Raw genomic sequence first — 14,256 nt, 5'->3', positions numbered from 1 at the left:
GAAGGGAGAGGATGCATCTATGAAAAAATTTCAAATCTTTTTATTTATCGAAGCCTGTCTATTGACGGGAGCTCTGATTTTGATGGTATCAGAGCATTTTTCGCGTTTTCTGCTAATTCTATTCCTCTTTTTGCTCTTGCTCCGCTATTATACAGGTAAAGAGGGCAACAACGTTTTCCTCCTTGTGGCGACTATTCTTTTCTTTTTCATCGTCATGCTCAATCCCTTTGTGATATTAGCTATCTTTGTAGCAGTTATCTATAGTCTCTTTCTTCTCTATCCGATGATGAATCAAGAAAGAGAGGAGACGGATTTGGTCTTTGAAGAGGTGGTAACGGTTAAAAATGAACGCAATCCTTGGTTTGGCAATCTCCATCATTTCTCTAGTCACCAGACCTGCCAGTTTGATGATATCAATCTCTTTCGTCTCATGGGAAAGGACACCATTCATCTAGAAAGAGTCATCCTAACCAATCATGACAATGTCATTATCCTTAGAAAGATGGTCGGAACGACTAGGATTATCATACCCGTAGATGTGGAGATCAGTCTCAGTGTCAACTGCCTCTATGGGGATCTAACCTTCCTCCATCAACCCAAGCGAGCACTTCGTAATGAACACTATCATCAGGAAACCAGAGACTATCTCAAGAGTAACAAGAGCGTCAAAATTTTCCTAGCCAGTATGGTTGGTGATGTGGAGGTAATCAGAGGATGAAAAAGCAATCGTATCTATTAATCGGGCTGACTTCTCTCCTCTTTATCCTCTTTTTGGCTAATAGTTTACTTGATATTTTAAATCTTGATTGGTCCTATTTGCTACAAGATATCGAGAAAACAGAAAAGTTAATCTTCTTAGTCTTGGTCTTTAGCCTTTCCATGAGCTTCTTTTTTGTCCTTTTTTGGCGTGTGATGGAAGAAATTTCTCGAAGAAAAATGCAGGTCAATCTCAAGCGACTGCTAGCAGGAAAAGAGGTGGTTTCTTTTGCAGATCCAGACTTGGATGCGAGTTTCAAGACCTTATCTGGCAAGCTCAATCTCTTGACAGAAGCTGTTCAAAAGGCTGAAAATCAAACCTTAGTTAAGGAAGAAGCAATCATTGAGAAAGAACGGAAGCGGATTGCACGCGACTTGCATGATACAGTTAGTCAGGAGTTGTTTGCGGCCCATATGATTTTATCGGGTGTCAGTCAGCAGGCTTTGAAGCTGGATAGAGAAAAGATGCAGACCCAGTTGCAAAGTGTCGCGGCCATCCTAGAGACAGCCCAGAAAGATTTGCGGGTCTTGCTCCTACATTTGCGACCAGTTGAGTTGGAAGAGAAGAGTTTGGTTGAGGGGATTCAAATCCTCTTAAAAGAGCTTGAGGATAAGAGTGATCTCAAGGTTAGTCTCAAGCAAAACGTGTCTAAATTACCTAAGAAGATTGAAGAACATATCTTCCGCATTTTGCAGGAGTTGATCAGCAATACCCTCCGCCATGCCCAGGCATCTTGTTTAGATGTCTATCTATATCAGACAGATGTTGAATTGCAGCTAAAGGTAGTGGACGATGGGATTGGTTTCCAGTTGGGAAGCTTAGACGACTTGAGTTATGGACTGAGAAATATCAAGGAGCGGGTTGAAGATATGGCAGGAACAGTCCAACTCTTGACAGCTCCAAAGCAAGGACTGGCGATTGATATCCGTATCCCCCTGTTAGAAAAGGAATCATAAAGGAGTAGAGATGAAAATTTTACTGGTAGATGACCATGAAATGGTCCGATTGGGCTTGAAAAGCTATTTTGATCTCCAAGACGATGTGGAAGTTGTGGGCGAGGCGGCTAATGGGTCTCAAGGTATTGCCTTGGCCTTGGAACTGCGTCCAGATGTCATTGTCATGGATATTGTCATGCCTGAGATGAATGGGATTGATGCTACCTTGGCCATCCTCAAAGAATGGCCTGAAGCCAAGATTTTGATTGTGACTTCTTATTTGGACAATGAGAAAATCATGCCAGTCTTGAATGCTGGTGCCAAAGGCTATATGCTCAAGACTTCCAGTGCAGATGAATTGCTCCATGCTGTCCGTAAGGTGGCAGCGGGTGAGCTAGCCATTGAGCAAGAGGTCAGCAAGAAGGTCGAATACCACCGCAATCATATCGAACTTCATGAGGATTTGACTGCGCGTGAGCAAGACGTACTTCAACTCATCGCCAAGGGTTATGAAAATCAACGTATCGCGGATGAACTCTTTATCTCTCTCAAGACGGTTAAGACCCATGTGTCCAACATTCTTGCCAAGCTTGAGGTCAGTGATCGCACTCAGGCTGCAGTCTATGCCTTTCAGCACCACTTGGTAGGGCAGGAGGACTTTTAGATGAGTCTTGCAGATTTACTTGATGAGCTAGAAGTAGCAAAAGACTCTCAAAAAGCAGGTCCCATGGAAGCCTATATGCGTCATCAATTTCTCTTTTTAGGTATTGCAGGTCCTGAAAGAAATGCACTCTATAAAAAGTATTTTCCAGAAGCGAAAAAAACAAGAATTATCGATTGGGATTTTGTAGACACTTGCTGGGAAAAGGAGCCTAGAGAATACCAATATGTGGCTGCCAACTATTTGAAAGCCATGCAGTCTTATCTAACGAAGGACGATTTGCCTAAGCTTGAGCATCTGGTCGTGATCAAGTCTTGGTGGGATACGGTAGATATCCTAGACCGAGTAGTAGGGAGTTTGGTAGCAGACCATCCGGAACTTGAAGAAGTGATTTTAAAATGGAGCCTATCGGACAATATCTGGCTGAGACGAGTCGCTATTGACCACCAGTTGTTAAGAAAAGAGAGAACAAATGTCCAACTGATGGAAAAGATCCTGCTCAACAATCTGGACCAGACAGAATTTTTTATCAACAAAGCCATCGGCTGGGCTCTACGAGACTACTCTAAAACCAATCCCGAATGGGTAGCACGTTTCATTGAAAAAAATAAGAAAAGAATGGCTGAACTCAGTATCAGGGAAGCAAGCAAGTACCTTTAGCATCATTGAAAAGCGCATTCATTACTTGAAAAAAGTCGCCCGTTTATGTTATAATAGACTGTATTTAAAAAATTTTAAGGAGAAATGACAGAATGTCTGTATCATTTGAAAACAAAGAAACAAACCGTGGTGTCTTGACTTTCACTATCTCTCAAGACCAAATCAAACCAGAAGTGGATCGTGTATTTAACTCAGTAAAGAAAACTCTTAACGTTCCAGGTTTCCGTAAAGGTCACCTTCCACGTCCTATCTTTGATAAAAAATTTGGTGAAGAAACACTTTACCAAGATGTGTTGAACGCTCTTTTGCCAAACGCTTATGAAGCAGCTGTAAAAGAAGCTGGTCTTGAAGTGGTTGCGCAACCAAAAATTGACGTGACTTCAATGGAAAAAGGTCAAGACTGGGTCATCACTGCTGAAGTCGTGACAAAACCTGAAGTAAAATTGGGTGACTACAAAAACCTTGAAGTATCAGTAGATGTAGAAAAAGAAGTAACAGACGCTGACGTTGAAGAACGTATCGAACGCGAACGCAACAACTTGGCTGAATTGGTTATCAAGGAAGCTGCTGCTGAAAATGGCGATACTGTTGTCATTGACTTCGTTGGTTCTATCGACGGTGTTGAATTTGACGGCGGGAAAGGTGAAAACTTCTCACTTGGACTTGGATCAGGTCAATTCATCCCTGGTTTCGAAGACCAATTGGTTGGACACTCAGCTGGCGAAACGGTTGACGTTATCGTAACATTCCCAGAAGACTACCAAGCAGAAGATCTTGCAGGTAAAGAAGCGAAATTCGTAACAACTATCCACGAAGTTAAAGCTAAAGAAGTTCCAGCTCTTGATGATGAACTTGCAAAAGACATCGACGAAGAAGTGGAAACACTTGCTGAATTGAAAGAAAAATACCGTAAGGAATTGGCTGCTTCAAAAGAAGAAGCATACAAAGATGCCCTTGAAGGTGCAGCAATCGATAAAGCTGTAGAAAACGCTGAAATCGTAGAACTTCCAGAGGAAATGATCCACGAAGAAGTTCACCGCTCAGTAAACGAATTCCTTGGAAACTTGCAACGTCAAGGTATCAACCCTGACATGTACTTCCAAATCACTGGAACTACTCAAGAAGACCTTCACAAACAATACGAAGCAGAAGCTGAGTCACGTACTAAGACTAACCTTGTAATCGAAGCAGTTGCCAAGGCTGAAGGATTTGACGCTACTGAAGAAGAAATCCAAAAAGAAATCGAACAATTGGCAGCAACTTACAACATGGAAGTGGCACAAGTTCAAAACTTGCTTTCAGCAGATATGTTGAAACATGATATCGCAATCAAAAAAGCTGTTGAATTGATCACAAGCACTGCAACAGTAAAATAATCTTAAAAGATAAAAAGCCCACCTGACTAGGTGGGTTTTCTGATGCTCTACTTTCCAAAAATATCTTTGAGGTCTGCGTCTGTAATCCCGATCATAGCTGGGATGCTTGACCAGTTTTCCTCGGTGAGGATGTAGGATAGAGGAGCTCCCTCTTGATTTGTTGTTTCAGTTGGGGCTGGGTTGGTTTGGTCAGCTGATTCAAGCAGATCCTTGAAGCGTTCAATCAGATAGGTCTTACGGGCAGTTCCGATATGTTTGACTGCATAGTCAAAGGCCTGTAATTCGCCTAGTAAGATGAGCTTGCTCTTAGCCCGTGTAATAGCTGTGTAGATTAGATTGCGTTCCAGCATGCGCTTGCTAGCACTAGTAATGGGCAGGATGACAACGGGAAACTCACTCCCTTGTGACTTATGAATACTCATGGCATAGGCCAGACGAATCTTGTACCATTCATTGCGTGGATAGATGACCTCATTGCCATCAAAATCAATGATAATCTCGTCTTGTTTTGACTCGGTGTACTTACTAGGGATCAGATCTGAGATGTAGCCTAGGTCTCCATTAAAGACATTGACTTCAGCGTCGTTGACTAGGTGAATGACCTTGTCCCCTGTTCGATAGTGACACTGAGTTGCTTCAAAGCTAACTTGTCCCTTTTGAAGAGGATTGAGTAGGCCTTGCATGAGTTGGTTGATGGCGTCAATACCAGCAGTTCCTCGATACATAGGCGCCAGCACCTGAATATCACGAGCCGGAATGCCACTTCTGAGGGCAGCACCAAGAATTTTCTCAATGGTAGCAGGGATATGGCCGCTAGCAATTTCAAAGTAGGAGCGGTCTGCCTTTTTCTTAGTAAAGTCAGCTGGCAAGATGCCTTGTCGAATCTGGCTAGCCAAGGTGACGATGGTTGATTCTTCACTCTGACGGTAAATCCGTTCCAAGCGAGTCTGCGGAATCAGGGGTATCTGGAGCAGGTCAGCAAGGACTTGCCCAGGACTAACAGAAGGTAGCTGGTCGCTATCACCCACGATGAGGATTTTACTGTTAGAAGAGATGTTGGAGAAAAGTTGGTTGGCTAGCCAAGTGTCCACCATGGAGAATTCATCCACGATAATAAAGTCGGCATCCAGATAATCTTCCAGATGGCTAGTATCATCGTCCCCCGTCATTCCCAAATGGCGGTGAATGGTCGCGCTGGGCAAACCTGTTAATTCATTCATGCGCCGAGCTGCTCGACCAGTTGGAGCTGCTAGAAGGATAGGCAGGTTGCTTTTTTTTCTGAGGTCAAGTCCTTCTAAAAGTGCATAGACAGCGATAATCCCATTGATAACAGTCGTCTTACCTGTACCAGGTCCACCTGTTAGGATAAAGACCTTGTTCTGGATAGCGTCACAGATAGCCTGTTTTTGAATGCTATCGTATTGGATACCCAGTTCCTCCTCGACAGTAGCGATATGCTTTTGAATGGTTTCTAAATCCTGATTTTTCTGTTTTCCTTTTTCAAGGATACGAACCAAGTGGCTGCGAATGCCTTCTTCGGCGAAAAAGAGACTATTGTCAAAGATTTTGGTATCAATCTGCTGAACCTTGTCTTCTTCGATGAGGTAGGAGAGTTCTTGGGCTACTTGGCTGGGATCCAGTTCTACGGGTCGGGAAGACTCGAGGAGAGTCAGGGTCTGTTCCAGCAAATCTCGGGCTTCCATGTAGGTATCGCCCGTATCCATACAGCCTTGAAAGAGACTGTGGACAAGGCCAGCACGAAAGCGCTCGGGAGCCTGACTTTCGATGCCTAGTTCCTCCGCTAGTTGGTCAGCAATGGTAAAACCCAATCCCTTGATATCCTCGACCAGTTGGTAGGGATAGTTTTCGACAATATCCAGCGTTTCTTCCTTGTAAAAGTCTTGAATCTGAAAGGCTAGTTTATTGGGAATGCCGTAGTTAGCTAGTTTTGCCAAGACCATTTCTGTCCCATAGTTGAGACGGAGGGTAGAGAGGAAAGCCTCACGGTTTTGGGCAGAGAGTCCTGAGATGCCTTCTAGCTTTTCAGGATGTTCCAGAATTTCGTCTATGGTATTTTCACCATAGCAATCCACGATTTTTTGAGCCGTTTTGAGACCAATTCCCTTGAAGTGGCTACTCGAAAAGTACTTAACTAGCCCTTTTTTAGTTGGTTTTGCCCGCTCATAACGGCTGATTTGCAGTTGTTCTCCGTACTTGGAGTGTTGAACGATTTGTCCCCAAAAGGTGTAGTCTTCGCCCTCAATCACGTCAGCCATGGTTCCTGTAATGATAATTTCAAAATCGTCAAAGTCCTCCGCATTGGTATCTTCGATATCTAGGAGGAGGATGCGATAAAAATTGCTGGGATTTTCAAAAATAATACGTTCAATGGTGCCTGAAAAATAAACTTCCATAGATTTCCTTTTTGATAGAAAAAGAGCTGGGATAGAGCTTTCAGTTAGGCTTTCCTTTGATTTGGGACTTGGTACAAGATATTGCCAAGTTGCAATCTAATCCTAAAAGCTAACTCAAAAAGACTATCACAGCATCTAGTTGCTGATTTTAAAAGATTCCGATACGGTTGAGTGGCCAGAAACGGAATTTGGCTTCTCCTTTGATTTGACTGGCTTTAAAGGTTCCGACATGGCGACTGTCACTGGAAACCAAACGGTCATCTCCAAGGAGGAGGTACTCGCCCTCAGGTACTGTAAAGCTGAAACTGGTGTTGAAATTCACATCGACAGTAAAGGCCTGAGCTTTCTGGGCTAGACTTCTAAAATACACCCCCTTATCTCCTTCAAAGCCTTTCCCCGAATAGGCGTTTTGCAGTTTATCATTTTTAAACTGTTGGAGGTAGTCTGCTAGGTAAGGTTCGTCGGTTTCTTGATTGTTGATAAAGAGCTTGTCGTTTTCGTAGCGAATGGTATCACCAGGCATGCCGATGACGCGTTTAACGATGTCTTTATTTCCATCATCTTCATGAGCAACTACAATGTCAAAACGGTTGATAGGGAGGTGTTTGACGACAAAGAGAATCTCTCCATCAGCTAGGGTCGGATCCATAGAGTGTCCTTCCACACGGACATTGGTCCAGAGAAAGAGACGACTAAGACCGACTAGTATAATGATGAGGAACGTAAGTCCCCACTCTTTTAGAAATGTTTTAAAATAATTCATAATTTACCTTTCTAGAAGTGCTTTGGCTTTTTCAGTGTTTTTAAAATGCAGTTTGGCACAGAAACGAAGTCCTTTCATGCCATAGGCTTGAAGGACTTTGCTAGCAACCTTATCAGATGCAGTTCCAGCGCCGCTTGGCAGTTGATAGCCTAGTTCTCGTCCAAGATTTTCCAAGTTTTCGAGGAAGAGGTCACGAGCGATGATGGAGCTAACTGCAACAGCCAGGTATTTTCCCTCGGCTTTTTCTTCTAAGCTAATTTTGTTTGGAAAACGGTTGGCTTCTTGCGCCAAGTACTTGTTATAGTTTTTAGGACTTGTAAAAGCGTCAATCACGATTTTTTCTGGCTGGACTCCTTTTTGGAGGAGGAGAAAGATAGCCTGGTTGTGAAGGGCAACCTTTACAGAAACAGCATTGTAACGCTCTCCGATAACTTCGTTGTACTTGCTCGGTGAAAGGAGGAGCGCTTGGTGCTGGATTTTTTCCTTGAGGATAGGGGCAATCTGACGAATCTTTTGGTCTGTCAGAGTCTTGGAATCCCCTACGCCGAGTTCTCGCAAGAAGTTGTGTTGGTCAGGTTTCACAAAGGAAGCCACGACAGCCAGCCCGCCAAAGTAGGAACCATTTCCCACCTCATCAGTCCCAATCATAGGAAAATCTTGTCCACTGTTTTCTTGTTGAACTTGGTAACCAAAGAAACTGGCGTATTGCTCAGCCATTTCGCCCTGCAGGAGGACTTTTCCAGAAGTATAAATGGAAACCGTTGCCTGAGGCAGTCGCAAAAAATAGCGAATATAAGGATTTTTACTAGGACTGAGAGCCTTCTGATACTGATTCAAAAAGCTCTGAATTTCCTGTTCATTTGGTGTGAGTGTGATACTTGCCATAGTCTCTATTGTACCACAAAAGCAGGAGAATTGGTAAAAACTGACAAAGTTAGCGAAATTTGGTATAATATCGTGAGGTGAATTTTATGGCAAATCTAAATCGATATAAGTTTACATTCGGGAAAAAAACATTAACCTTGACAACCGAGCATGACAACCTCTTTATGGAGGAAATTGCCAAGGTTGCGACTGAAAAATACCAAGCAATTAAGGAACAAATGCCTGGGGCGGATGATGAAACCATTGCGCTTCTTTTAGCAATTAACAGCCTATCGACGCAGCTTAGTCGTGAGATTGAGTTTGACGATAAGGAGCAGGAGCTTAAAGAACTTCGAAATAAGTTAGTGGCTGTCAAGCAAGAGCAGAGCAAGATTGAGGATTCCCTATGATTTCGATCCTTCTCTTACTGGTTCTAGCTTGGGGTTTTTACATCGGCTACCGTAGAGGTCTGGTGCTGCAAGTTTATTATTTCCTCGTGGCAGTGATTTCAGCCTTTGTTGCTGGGCAGTTTTATAAATCGCTGGGAAATCAATTTCACTTGCTTGTCCCTTATGCTAATCCTCAGGAAGGACAGGGTACCTTTTTCTTCCCTTCAGCCCAGCTTTTTCATCTAGACAAGGTCTTTTATGCGGGGCTGGCCTACCTTCTAGTTTTCGGAATTTGTTACAGTATCGGACGTTTTATCGGTTTGTTTCTACATTTGATTCTGACTAAGAAGCTAGGGGGCACCTGGTTTCGTATCGGATCAGGTGTCTTGTCTCTATTGGTAACCTTATTTGTCTTGCAAATGGCTTTGACCATTCTTGCAACGGTGCCTATGGCAGCCGTTCAAAATTCACTTGAAAAGAGCGTGGTAGCTAAACACATCATCCAAAGTATCCCTTTTACGACAAACTTTATCAAACAACTCTGGGTGACAAATTTAATCGGATAAAAAGGGCGGGATTTTTCCTAGCCCTTTGTTTACAGATTGGAGGACTAGGTCAAAACCTCTAGTTGCTACGATTTTGTAAACAAATATACAAGGAAAAAATATGAATACAAAAATACTAGAAACCTTAGAATTTAATAAAATCAAGTCCTTGTTTGAACCGCATCTCTTGACAGAACAAGGCCTAGAGGAGTTAAAAGTCTTGGCTCCAACTGCCAAGGTGGATAAGATCAAACAAGCCTTTACAGAGATGGAGGAAATGCAGGCGCTTTTTGTGGAGCAACCTCACTTTACCATCCTAGCGACACGTGAGATTTCAGCAGTTTGCAAGCGTCTGGAGATGGGAGCAGACCTCAATATTGAGGAGTTCCTACTCCTTAAACGGGTCTTACTGGCTAGCAGAGAGTTGCAAAGTTTTTATGCTAATCTCGAAAATGTTCGCTTGGAACAGTTGGCGAGATGGTTTGAAAAACTACATGATTTTCCACACTTGCAAGGGAGTCTTCAATCCCTAAATGATGCAGGATTTATCGAAAATTTCGCCAGTGAAGAGCTAGCATGCATCCGTCGGAAAATCCATGATAGCGAGAGTCAAGTTCGAGATGTCTTGCAAGACTTACTCAAGCAAAAAGCGCAGATGTTGACGGAAGGCATAATCGCTAGCCGAAATGGCCGTCAAGTCTTACCAGTCAAGAACACCTATCGTAACAAGATTGCAGGTGTTGTCCACGACATCTCTGCTAGTGGAAACACGGTCTATATCGAGCCACGTGAGGTGGTCAAGTTGAGCGAAGAAATCGCTAGTCTGCGAGCAGACGAACGCTATGAGATGATTCGTATCTTGCAGGAGCTCTCAGAACGGGTCCGCCCTCATGCTGCAGAGATTGCCAATGACGCTTGGATCATCGGCCATCTGGATCTGATTCGTGCCAAGGTACGTTTCATCCAAGAAAGACAAGCAGTCGTTCCTCAATTTTCAGAGAACCAAGAGATTCAGCTTCTTCATGTTCGCCATCCTTTGGTCAAAAATGCTGTCGCGAACGATATACACTTTGGTAAGGAATTAACGGCTATTGTCATTACAGGTCCCAATACTGGTGGGAAGACTATCATGCTCAAAACCTTGGGTTTGAGCCAACTCATGGCCCAGTCAGGCTTGCCCATTTTAGCTGATAAGGGAAGCCGTGTCGGTATTTTCGAAGAGATTTTCGCAGATATTGGGGATGAGCAGTCTATCGAGCAAAGCTTGTCTACCTTCTCCAGCCACATGACCAATATCGTAGATATTCTTGGCAAGGTCAACCAACACTCGCTCTTATTGCTAGATGAGCTTGGGGCAGGGACCGATCCGCAGGAAGGAGCAGCACTTGCTATGGCTATTCTGGAGGATCTTCGTCTGCGTCAGGTCAAGACTATGGCGACGACCCACTATCCAGAGCTCAAGGCCTACGGTATTGAGACAGCCTTTGTGCAAAATGCCAGTATGGAGTTTGACACAGCCAGCCTGCGTCCGACCTATCGCTTTATGCAGGGAGTTCCTGGTCGAAGCAATGCCTTTGAAATTGCCAAACGCCTGGGCTTGTCAGATGTCATCGTAGGGGATGCTAGTCAGCAGGTTGATCAGGATAATGATGTTAACCGCATCATTGAACAATTGGAAGAGCAAACGCTTGAAAACCGTAAACGCTTGGACAATATCCGTGAGGTGGAGCAAGAAAACCTCAAGATGAATCGAGCTCTTAAAAAGCTCTACAACGAACTCAATCGTGAAAAAGAAACCGAGCTTAACAAGGCGCGTGAACAAGCAGTCGAGATTGTGGAACTTGCTCTAAATGAGAGTGACCAGATTCTCAAGAACCTCCACAGTAAGTCTCAACTCAAACCCCATGAAATCATTGAAGCCAAGGCTGAGCTGAAGAAACTGGCCCCTGAAAAAGTCGACTTGTCTAAAAACAAGGTCCTTCAAAAGGCAAAGAAAAAACGAGCTCCAAAGGTTGGGGATGATATCATTGTTCTCAGTTATGGTCAGCGTGGTACCCTTACCAATCAACTTAAGGATGGTCGCTGGGAAGCCCAAGTTGGTTTGATCAAGATGACCTTGGAAGAGAAAGAATTTGACCTTGTTCAGGCTCAGCAAGAAGCCCCAGTCAAGAAAAAACAAGTCAATGTCGTCAAACGTGCATCTGGTCTTGGTCCACAGGCGAGACTAGATCTTCGTGGTAAACGGTACGAAGAAGCCATGAATGAGCTGGATGCCTTTATTGACCAAGCCTTGCTCAATAACATGGCGCAGGTAGACATTATCCATGGTATCGGTACGGGAGTCATCCGTGAGGGCGTCACCAAATACCTACAAAGAAACAAGCATGTTAAGAGTTTTGGTTATGCCCCACAGAATGCTGGAGGCAGTGGCGTAACCATTGTGACCTTTAAAGGATAGAGAGAAGAAGGAGTCAATCTTTCTGGAAAAAGAAATGAAAACTAAAAATTTTCATAGAAAACATTGACAAAGGCTAACTTTTCTTGTAGAATAATAAAAAATAAAATACCAACACCGAATGAAGTTTAATAGAAATGGAGAAAGGTTTGTTTTCCATGACTGTAAATGGACGGAACTCTGGAGAGACCGTAAAGGCACCGAAGGGGCAAGGCAGGCAACTGCTCAAACTCTCAGGTAAAAGGACAGAGCTAAGATAGACCGCTTTTTAGCATTTATCTAGGCATTCCAGAGTACATGTATCTTGCATGTGCTCTTTCTTTTGGGGTTGAAAAGATAGGAGAAGGAAATGTTAGAATTGCTCAAAGCGCTTGATGCTTTCGTTTGGGGGCCTCCCCTTTTAATCTTATTGGTCGGAACGGGAATCTATCTGACCATTCGTCTAGGCCTTTTACAAGTGGCTCGTCTCCCCAAGGCCTTTCAGTTGATTTTTACCAAGGACAAGGGACATGGAGATGTGTCGAGCTTTGCGGCCTTATGTACGGCTCTAGCAGCCACCGTTGGAACGGGAAATATCATCGGGGTCGCGACAGCCATCAAGGTTGGTGGGCCAGGGGCCCTCTTTTGGATGTGGATGGCGGCCTTCTTTGGGATGGCAACCAAGTATGCTGAAGGCTTGCTGGCCATCAAATACCGTAGCAAGGATGCAAATGGAGCTGTAGCTGGAGGACCCATGCACTACATCCTTTTGGGAATGGGAGAAAAGTGGCGTCCACTTGCTATCTTCTTTGCCCTAGCTGGTGTATTGGTGGCTCTTCTAGGGATTGGTACCTTTACCCAAGTCAATTCGATTACAGAATCCATTCAAAATACAGCCCAAGTTGATCCAGCTATCACGGCTCTCGTTTTGTCTGTTTTTGTAGCGATTGCAGTCTTTGGTGGCCTCAAATCCATTTCAAAAGTTTCGACAGCAGTCGTTCCTTTTATGGCTATTGTCTATATTTTAGGAACTCTTACAGTTATACTCTTTAATATCGAGAAAATCCCAGCCACACTTGCCCTGATCTTTGCTTCAGCCTTTAGTCCAGCTGCTGCGGTAGGTGGTTTTGCAGGTGCAAGCATTCGGATGGCTATCCAAAATGGTGTGGCGCGAGGAGTCTTCTCTAACGAATCTGGTCTTGGTTCAGCTCCCATTGCAGCGGCTGCAGCTAAGACTAATGAGCCTGTAGAGCAAGGCTTGATTTCCATGACAGGAACCTTTATTGATACTTTGATTATCTGTACTCTGACAGGTCTAACAATCTTAGTAACTGGTGTTTGGAGCGGAGATTTAAATGGTGTTGCCTTGACCCAGTCAGCCTTTTCAACAGTTTTTTCACACTTTGGGCCTGCCCTTTTGACCATCTTCCTTGTTCTCTTTGCCTTTACGACAATTTTAGGTTGGAACTATTATGGAGAGCGCTGTTTCGAGTTTCTCTTCGGTGTTCGTTTTATCTGGCTTTACCGTGTAGTCTTTGTAGTCATGGTCTTGTTGGGAGGATTTATCGAGTTGGATATGGTTTGGATTATCGCAGACATTGTCAACGCCTTGATGGCTTTACCAAACTTGATTGCCCTCTTAGTCTTGTCGCCAGTCGTCATTGCTGAGACTAAAAAGTATTTTAAACACTAACCCAATCACACTTTTAGTGTGATTTTTTTCATTTCATAGACATTTTCTATCAAGGCGATTGAAAATATATATTATTCAAGGGGGAAATTCTATGATAGACTAAATGACAATAAAATGAAAAGAGGTTTCTTATGACAACATTTACCATCCATACAGTAGAATCAGCCCCAGCAGAAGTGAAAGAAGTTCTTGAAACAGTACAAAAAGACAACAATGGCTATATTCCCAACCTAATTGGTCTCTTGGCCAATGCCCCTACCGCCCTTGAAGCCTACCGAACTGTCGGAGCTATCAACCGTCGCAATAGCCTGACACCAGTGGAACGCGAAGTAGTGCAAATCACGGCAGCCGTGACCAATGGTTGTGCTTTCTGCGTGGCAGGTCATACTGCCTTTTCAATCAAACAAATCCAGATGAATGATGATCTTCTTCAAGCCCTTCGCAACCGCACTCCGATTGAAACAGATCCAAAACTAGACACCCTAGCCAAGTTTACCTTGGCAGTCATCAATACCAAGGGTCGTGTAGGAGATGAAGCTTTGGCTGAATTCTTAGAAGTCGGCTATACGCAACAAAATGCCTTGGACGTAGTTCTCGGTGTCAGCCTAGCCAGCCTTTGCAACTATGCCAACAACCTAGCCAATACGCCCATTAATCCAGAATTGCAACCTTATGCCTAGTTCGAATCATAAATAAAATGAAGGCTGATTTATCCAGTCTTCATTTTTCTATGCTATTTTAAAGGCTTTTATGCTATACTAATAA

13 protein-coding genes and 1 riboswitch are annotated in these 14,256 nt (G+C 43.7%); of the genes, 10 read left to right on the top strand and 3 right to left on the bottom strand.

What is annotated here, in order from left to right; genetic code table 11:
* Window positions 1-19 precede the first annotated feature (19 nt).
* From liaF to tig, 5 genes are all read left to right on the top strand, one after another.
* Window positions 20-718: a cell wall-active antibiotics response protein LiaF gene (liaF, locus tag D8803_RS04255; protein WP_131200351.1), complete on the top strand. Its 699-nt coding sequence runs from the start codon at window positions 20-22 to the stop codon at window positions 716-718.
* A complete protein-coding gene (locus tag D8803_RS04250; protein ID WP_131200350.1) occupies window positions 715-1,713 on the top strand; it encodes a sensor histidine kinase in 999 nt (332 codons plus the stop codon). The genes liaF and D8803_RS04250 overlap by 4 nt, the downstream gene beginning before the upstream one ends.
* Window positions 1,714-1,723: 10 nt before the next feature.
* Window positions 1,724-2,356 (top strand): response regulator transcription factor, encoded by a 633-nt coding sequence (locus D8803_RS04245; protein ID WP_131200349.1) that lies wholly within the window; start codon window positions 1,724-1,726, stop codon window positions 2,354-2,356.
* A complete protein-coding gene (locus D8803_RS04240) occupies window positions 2,357-3,013 on the top strand; it encodes a DNA alkylation repair protein (protein WP_131200348.1) in 657 nt (218 codons plus the stop codon).
* A gap of 92 nt (window positions 3,014-3,105) precedes the next feature.
* Complete coding sequence (tig, locus tag D8803_RS04235) at window positions 3,106-4,389, top strand: trigger factor (protein ID WP_061417549.1); 1,284 nt, start codon at window positions 3,106-3,108, stop codon at window positions 4,387-4,389.
* A 47-nt stretch (window positions 4,390-4,436) separates the two neighbouring features.
* Here tig and D8803_RS04230 read toward each other — a convergent pair whose 3' ends face one another.
* The 3 genes from D8803_RS04230 to rnhC form a co-directional block, all read right to left on the bottom strand.
* Window positions 4,437-6,803, bottom strand: a complete 2,367-nt coding sequence (locus D8803_RS04230; protein WP_131200347.1) for an ATP-dependent RecD-like DNA helicase — start codon at window positions 6,801-6,803, stop codon at window positions 4,437-4,439.
* A 148-nt stretch (window positions 6,804-6,951) separates the two neighbouring features.
* Window positions 6,952-7,566 carry a signal peptidase I gene (gene lepB, locus D8803_RS04225; RefSeq protein WP_001105831.1) on the bottom strand — a complete coding sequence of 205 codons (615 nt, stop codon included), beginning with the start codon at window positions 7,564-7,566 and terminating at the stop codon, window positions 6,952-6,954.
* A gap of 3 nt (window positions 7,567-7,569) precedes the next feature.
* Window positions 7,570-8,451 (bottom strand): ribonuclease HIII, encoded by an 882-nt coding sequence (gene rnhC / locus D8803_RS04220; protein WP_131200346.1) that lies wholly within the window; start codon window positions 8,449-8,451, stop codon window positions 7,570-7,572.
* Between the two features lie 86 nt (window positions 8,452-8,537).
* On the opposite strand from rnhC, the gene zapA reads away from it, so the two are divergent.
* From zapA to D8803_RS04195, 5 genes are all read left to right on the top strand, one after another.
* The gene (gene zapA, locus D8803_RS04215) at window positions 8,538-8,840 is read left to right on the top strand and encodes a cell division protein ZapA (protein ID WP_131200345.1); all 303 of its coding nucleotides are present in this window, start codon (window positions 8,538-8,540) and stop codon (window positions 8,838-8,840) included.
* A complete protein-coding gene (locus D8803_RS04210; protein WP_131200344.1) occupies window positions 8,837-9,385 on the top strand; it encodes a CvpA family protein in 549 nt (182 codons plus the stop codon). Before zapA ends, D8803_RS04210 begins: the two co-directional genes overlap by 4 nt.
* Before the next feature lie 100 nt (window positions 9,386-9,485).
* Window positions 9,486-11,822, top strand: a complete 2,337-nt coding sequence (locus D8803_RS04205; RefSeq protein WP_131200343.1) for an endonuclease MutS2 — start codon at window positions 9,486-9,488, stop codon at window positions 11,820-11,822.
* A gap of 167 nt (window positions 11,823-11,989) precedes the next feature.
* Window positions 11,990-12,078, top strand: a riboswitch (glycine riboswitch).
* 90 nt (window positions 12,079-12,168) lie between these two features.
* Window positions 12,169-13,491, top strand: a complete 1,323-nt coding sequence (locus D8803_RS04200; RefSeq protein ID WP_125453889.1) for an alanine/glycine:cation symporter family protein — start codon at window positions 12,169-12,171, stop codon at window positions 13,489-13,491.
* A gap of 131 nt (window positions 13,492-13,622) precedes the next feature.
* Complete coding sequence (locus tag D8803_RS04195) at window positions 13,623-14,171, top strand: carboxymuconolactone decarboxylase family protein (protein ID WP_125415717.1); 549 nt, start codon at window positions 13,623-13,625, stop codon at window positions 14,169-14,171.
* Window positions 14,172-14,256: the final 85 nt, after the last annotated feature.

Origin of the sequence: Streptococcus oralis (assembly GCF_003943385.1) — a bacterium.
In the GTDB taxonomy this organism is placed as follows: Bacteria; Bacillota; Bacilli; order Lactobacillales; family Streptococcaceae; genus Streptococcus; species Streptococcus oralis_CA.
The sequence above is the reverse complement of the archived record's forward strand: the minus strand, read 5'-3'. Positions and strand labels throughout refer to the sequence as shown.

Coding starts and splice junctions, on each gene's coding strand:
- liaF (WP_131200351.1), top strand. CDS start 20: ATGAAAAAATTTCAAATCTTTTTATTTATCGAAGCCTGTCTATTGACG.
- D8803_RS04250 (WP_131200350.1), top strand. CDS start 715: ATGAAAAAGCAATCGTATCTATTAATCGGGCTGACTTCTCTCCTCTTT.
- D8803_RS04245 (WP_131200349.1), top strand. CDS start 1,724: ATGAAAATTTTACTGGTAGATGACCATGAAATGGTCCGATTGGGCTTG.
- D8803_RS04240 (WP_131200348.1), top strand. CDS start 2,357: ATGAGTCTTGCAGATTTACTTGATGAGCTAGAAGTAGCAAAAGACTCT.
- tig (WP_061417549.1), top strand. CDS start 3,106: ATGTCTGTATCATTTGAAAACAAAGAAACAAACCGTGGTGTCTTGACT.
- D8803_RS04230 (WP_131200347.1), bottom strand. CDS start 6,803: ATGGAAGTTTATTTTTCAGGCACCATTGAACGTATTATTTTTGAAAAT.
- lepB (WP_001105831.1), bottom strand. CDS start 7,566: ATGAATTATTTTAAAACATTTCTAAAAGAGTGGGGACTTACGTTCCTC.
- rnhC (WP_131200346.1), bottom strand. CDS start 8,451: ATGGCAAGTATCACACTCACACCAAATGAACAGGAAATTCAGAGCTTT.
- zapA (WP_131200345.1), top strand. CDS start 8,538: ATGGCAAATCTAAATCGATATAAGTTTACATTCGGGAAAAAAACATTA.
- D8803_RS04210 (WP_131200344.1), top strand. CDS start 8,837: ATGATTTCGATCCTTCTCTTACTGGTTCTAGCTTGGGGTTTTTACATC.
- D8803_RS04205 (WP_131200343.1), top strand. CDS start 9,486: ATGAATACAAAAATACTAGAAACCTTAGAATTTAATAAAATCAAGTCC.
- D8803_RS04200 (WP_125453889.1), top strand. CDS start 12,169: ATGTTAGAATTGCTCAAAGCGCTTGATGCTTTCGTTTGGGGGCCTCCC.
- D8803_RS04195 (WP_125415717.1), top strand. CDS start 13,623: ATGACAACATTTACCATCCATACAGTAGAATCAGCCCCAGCAGAAGTG.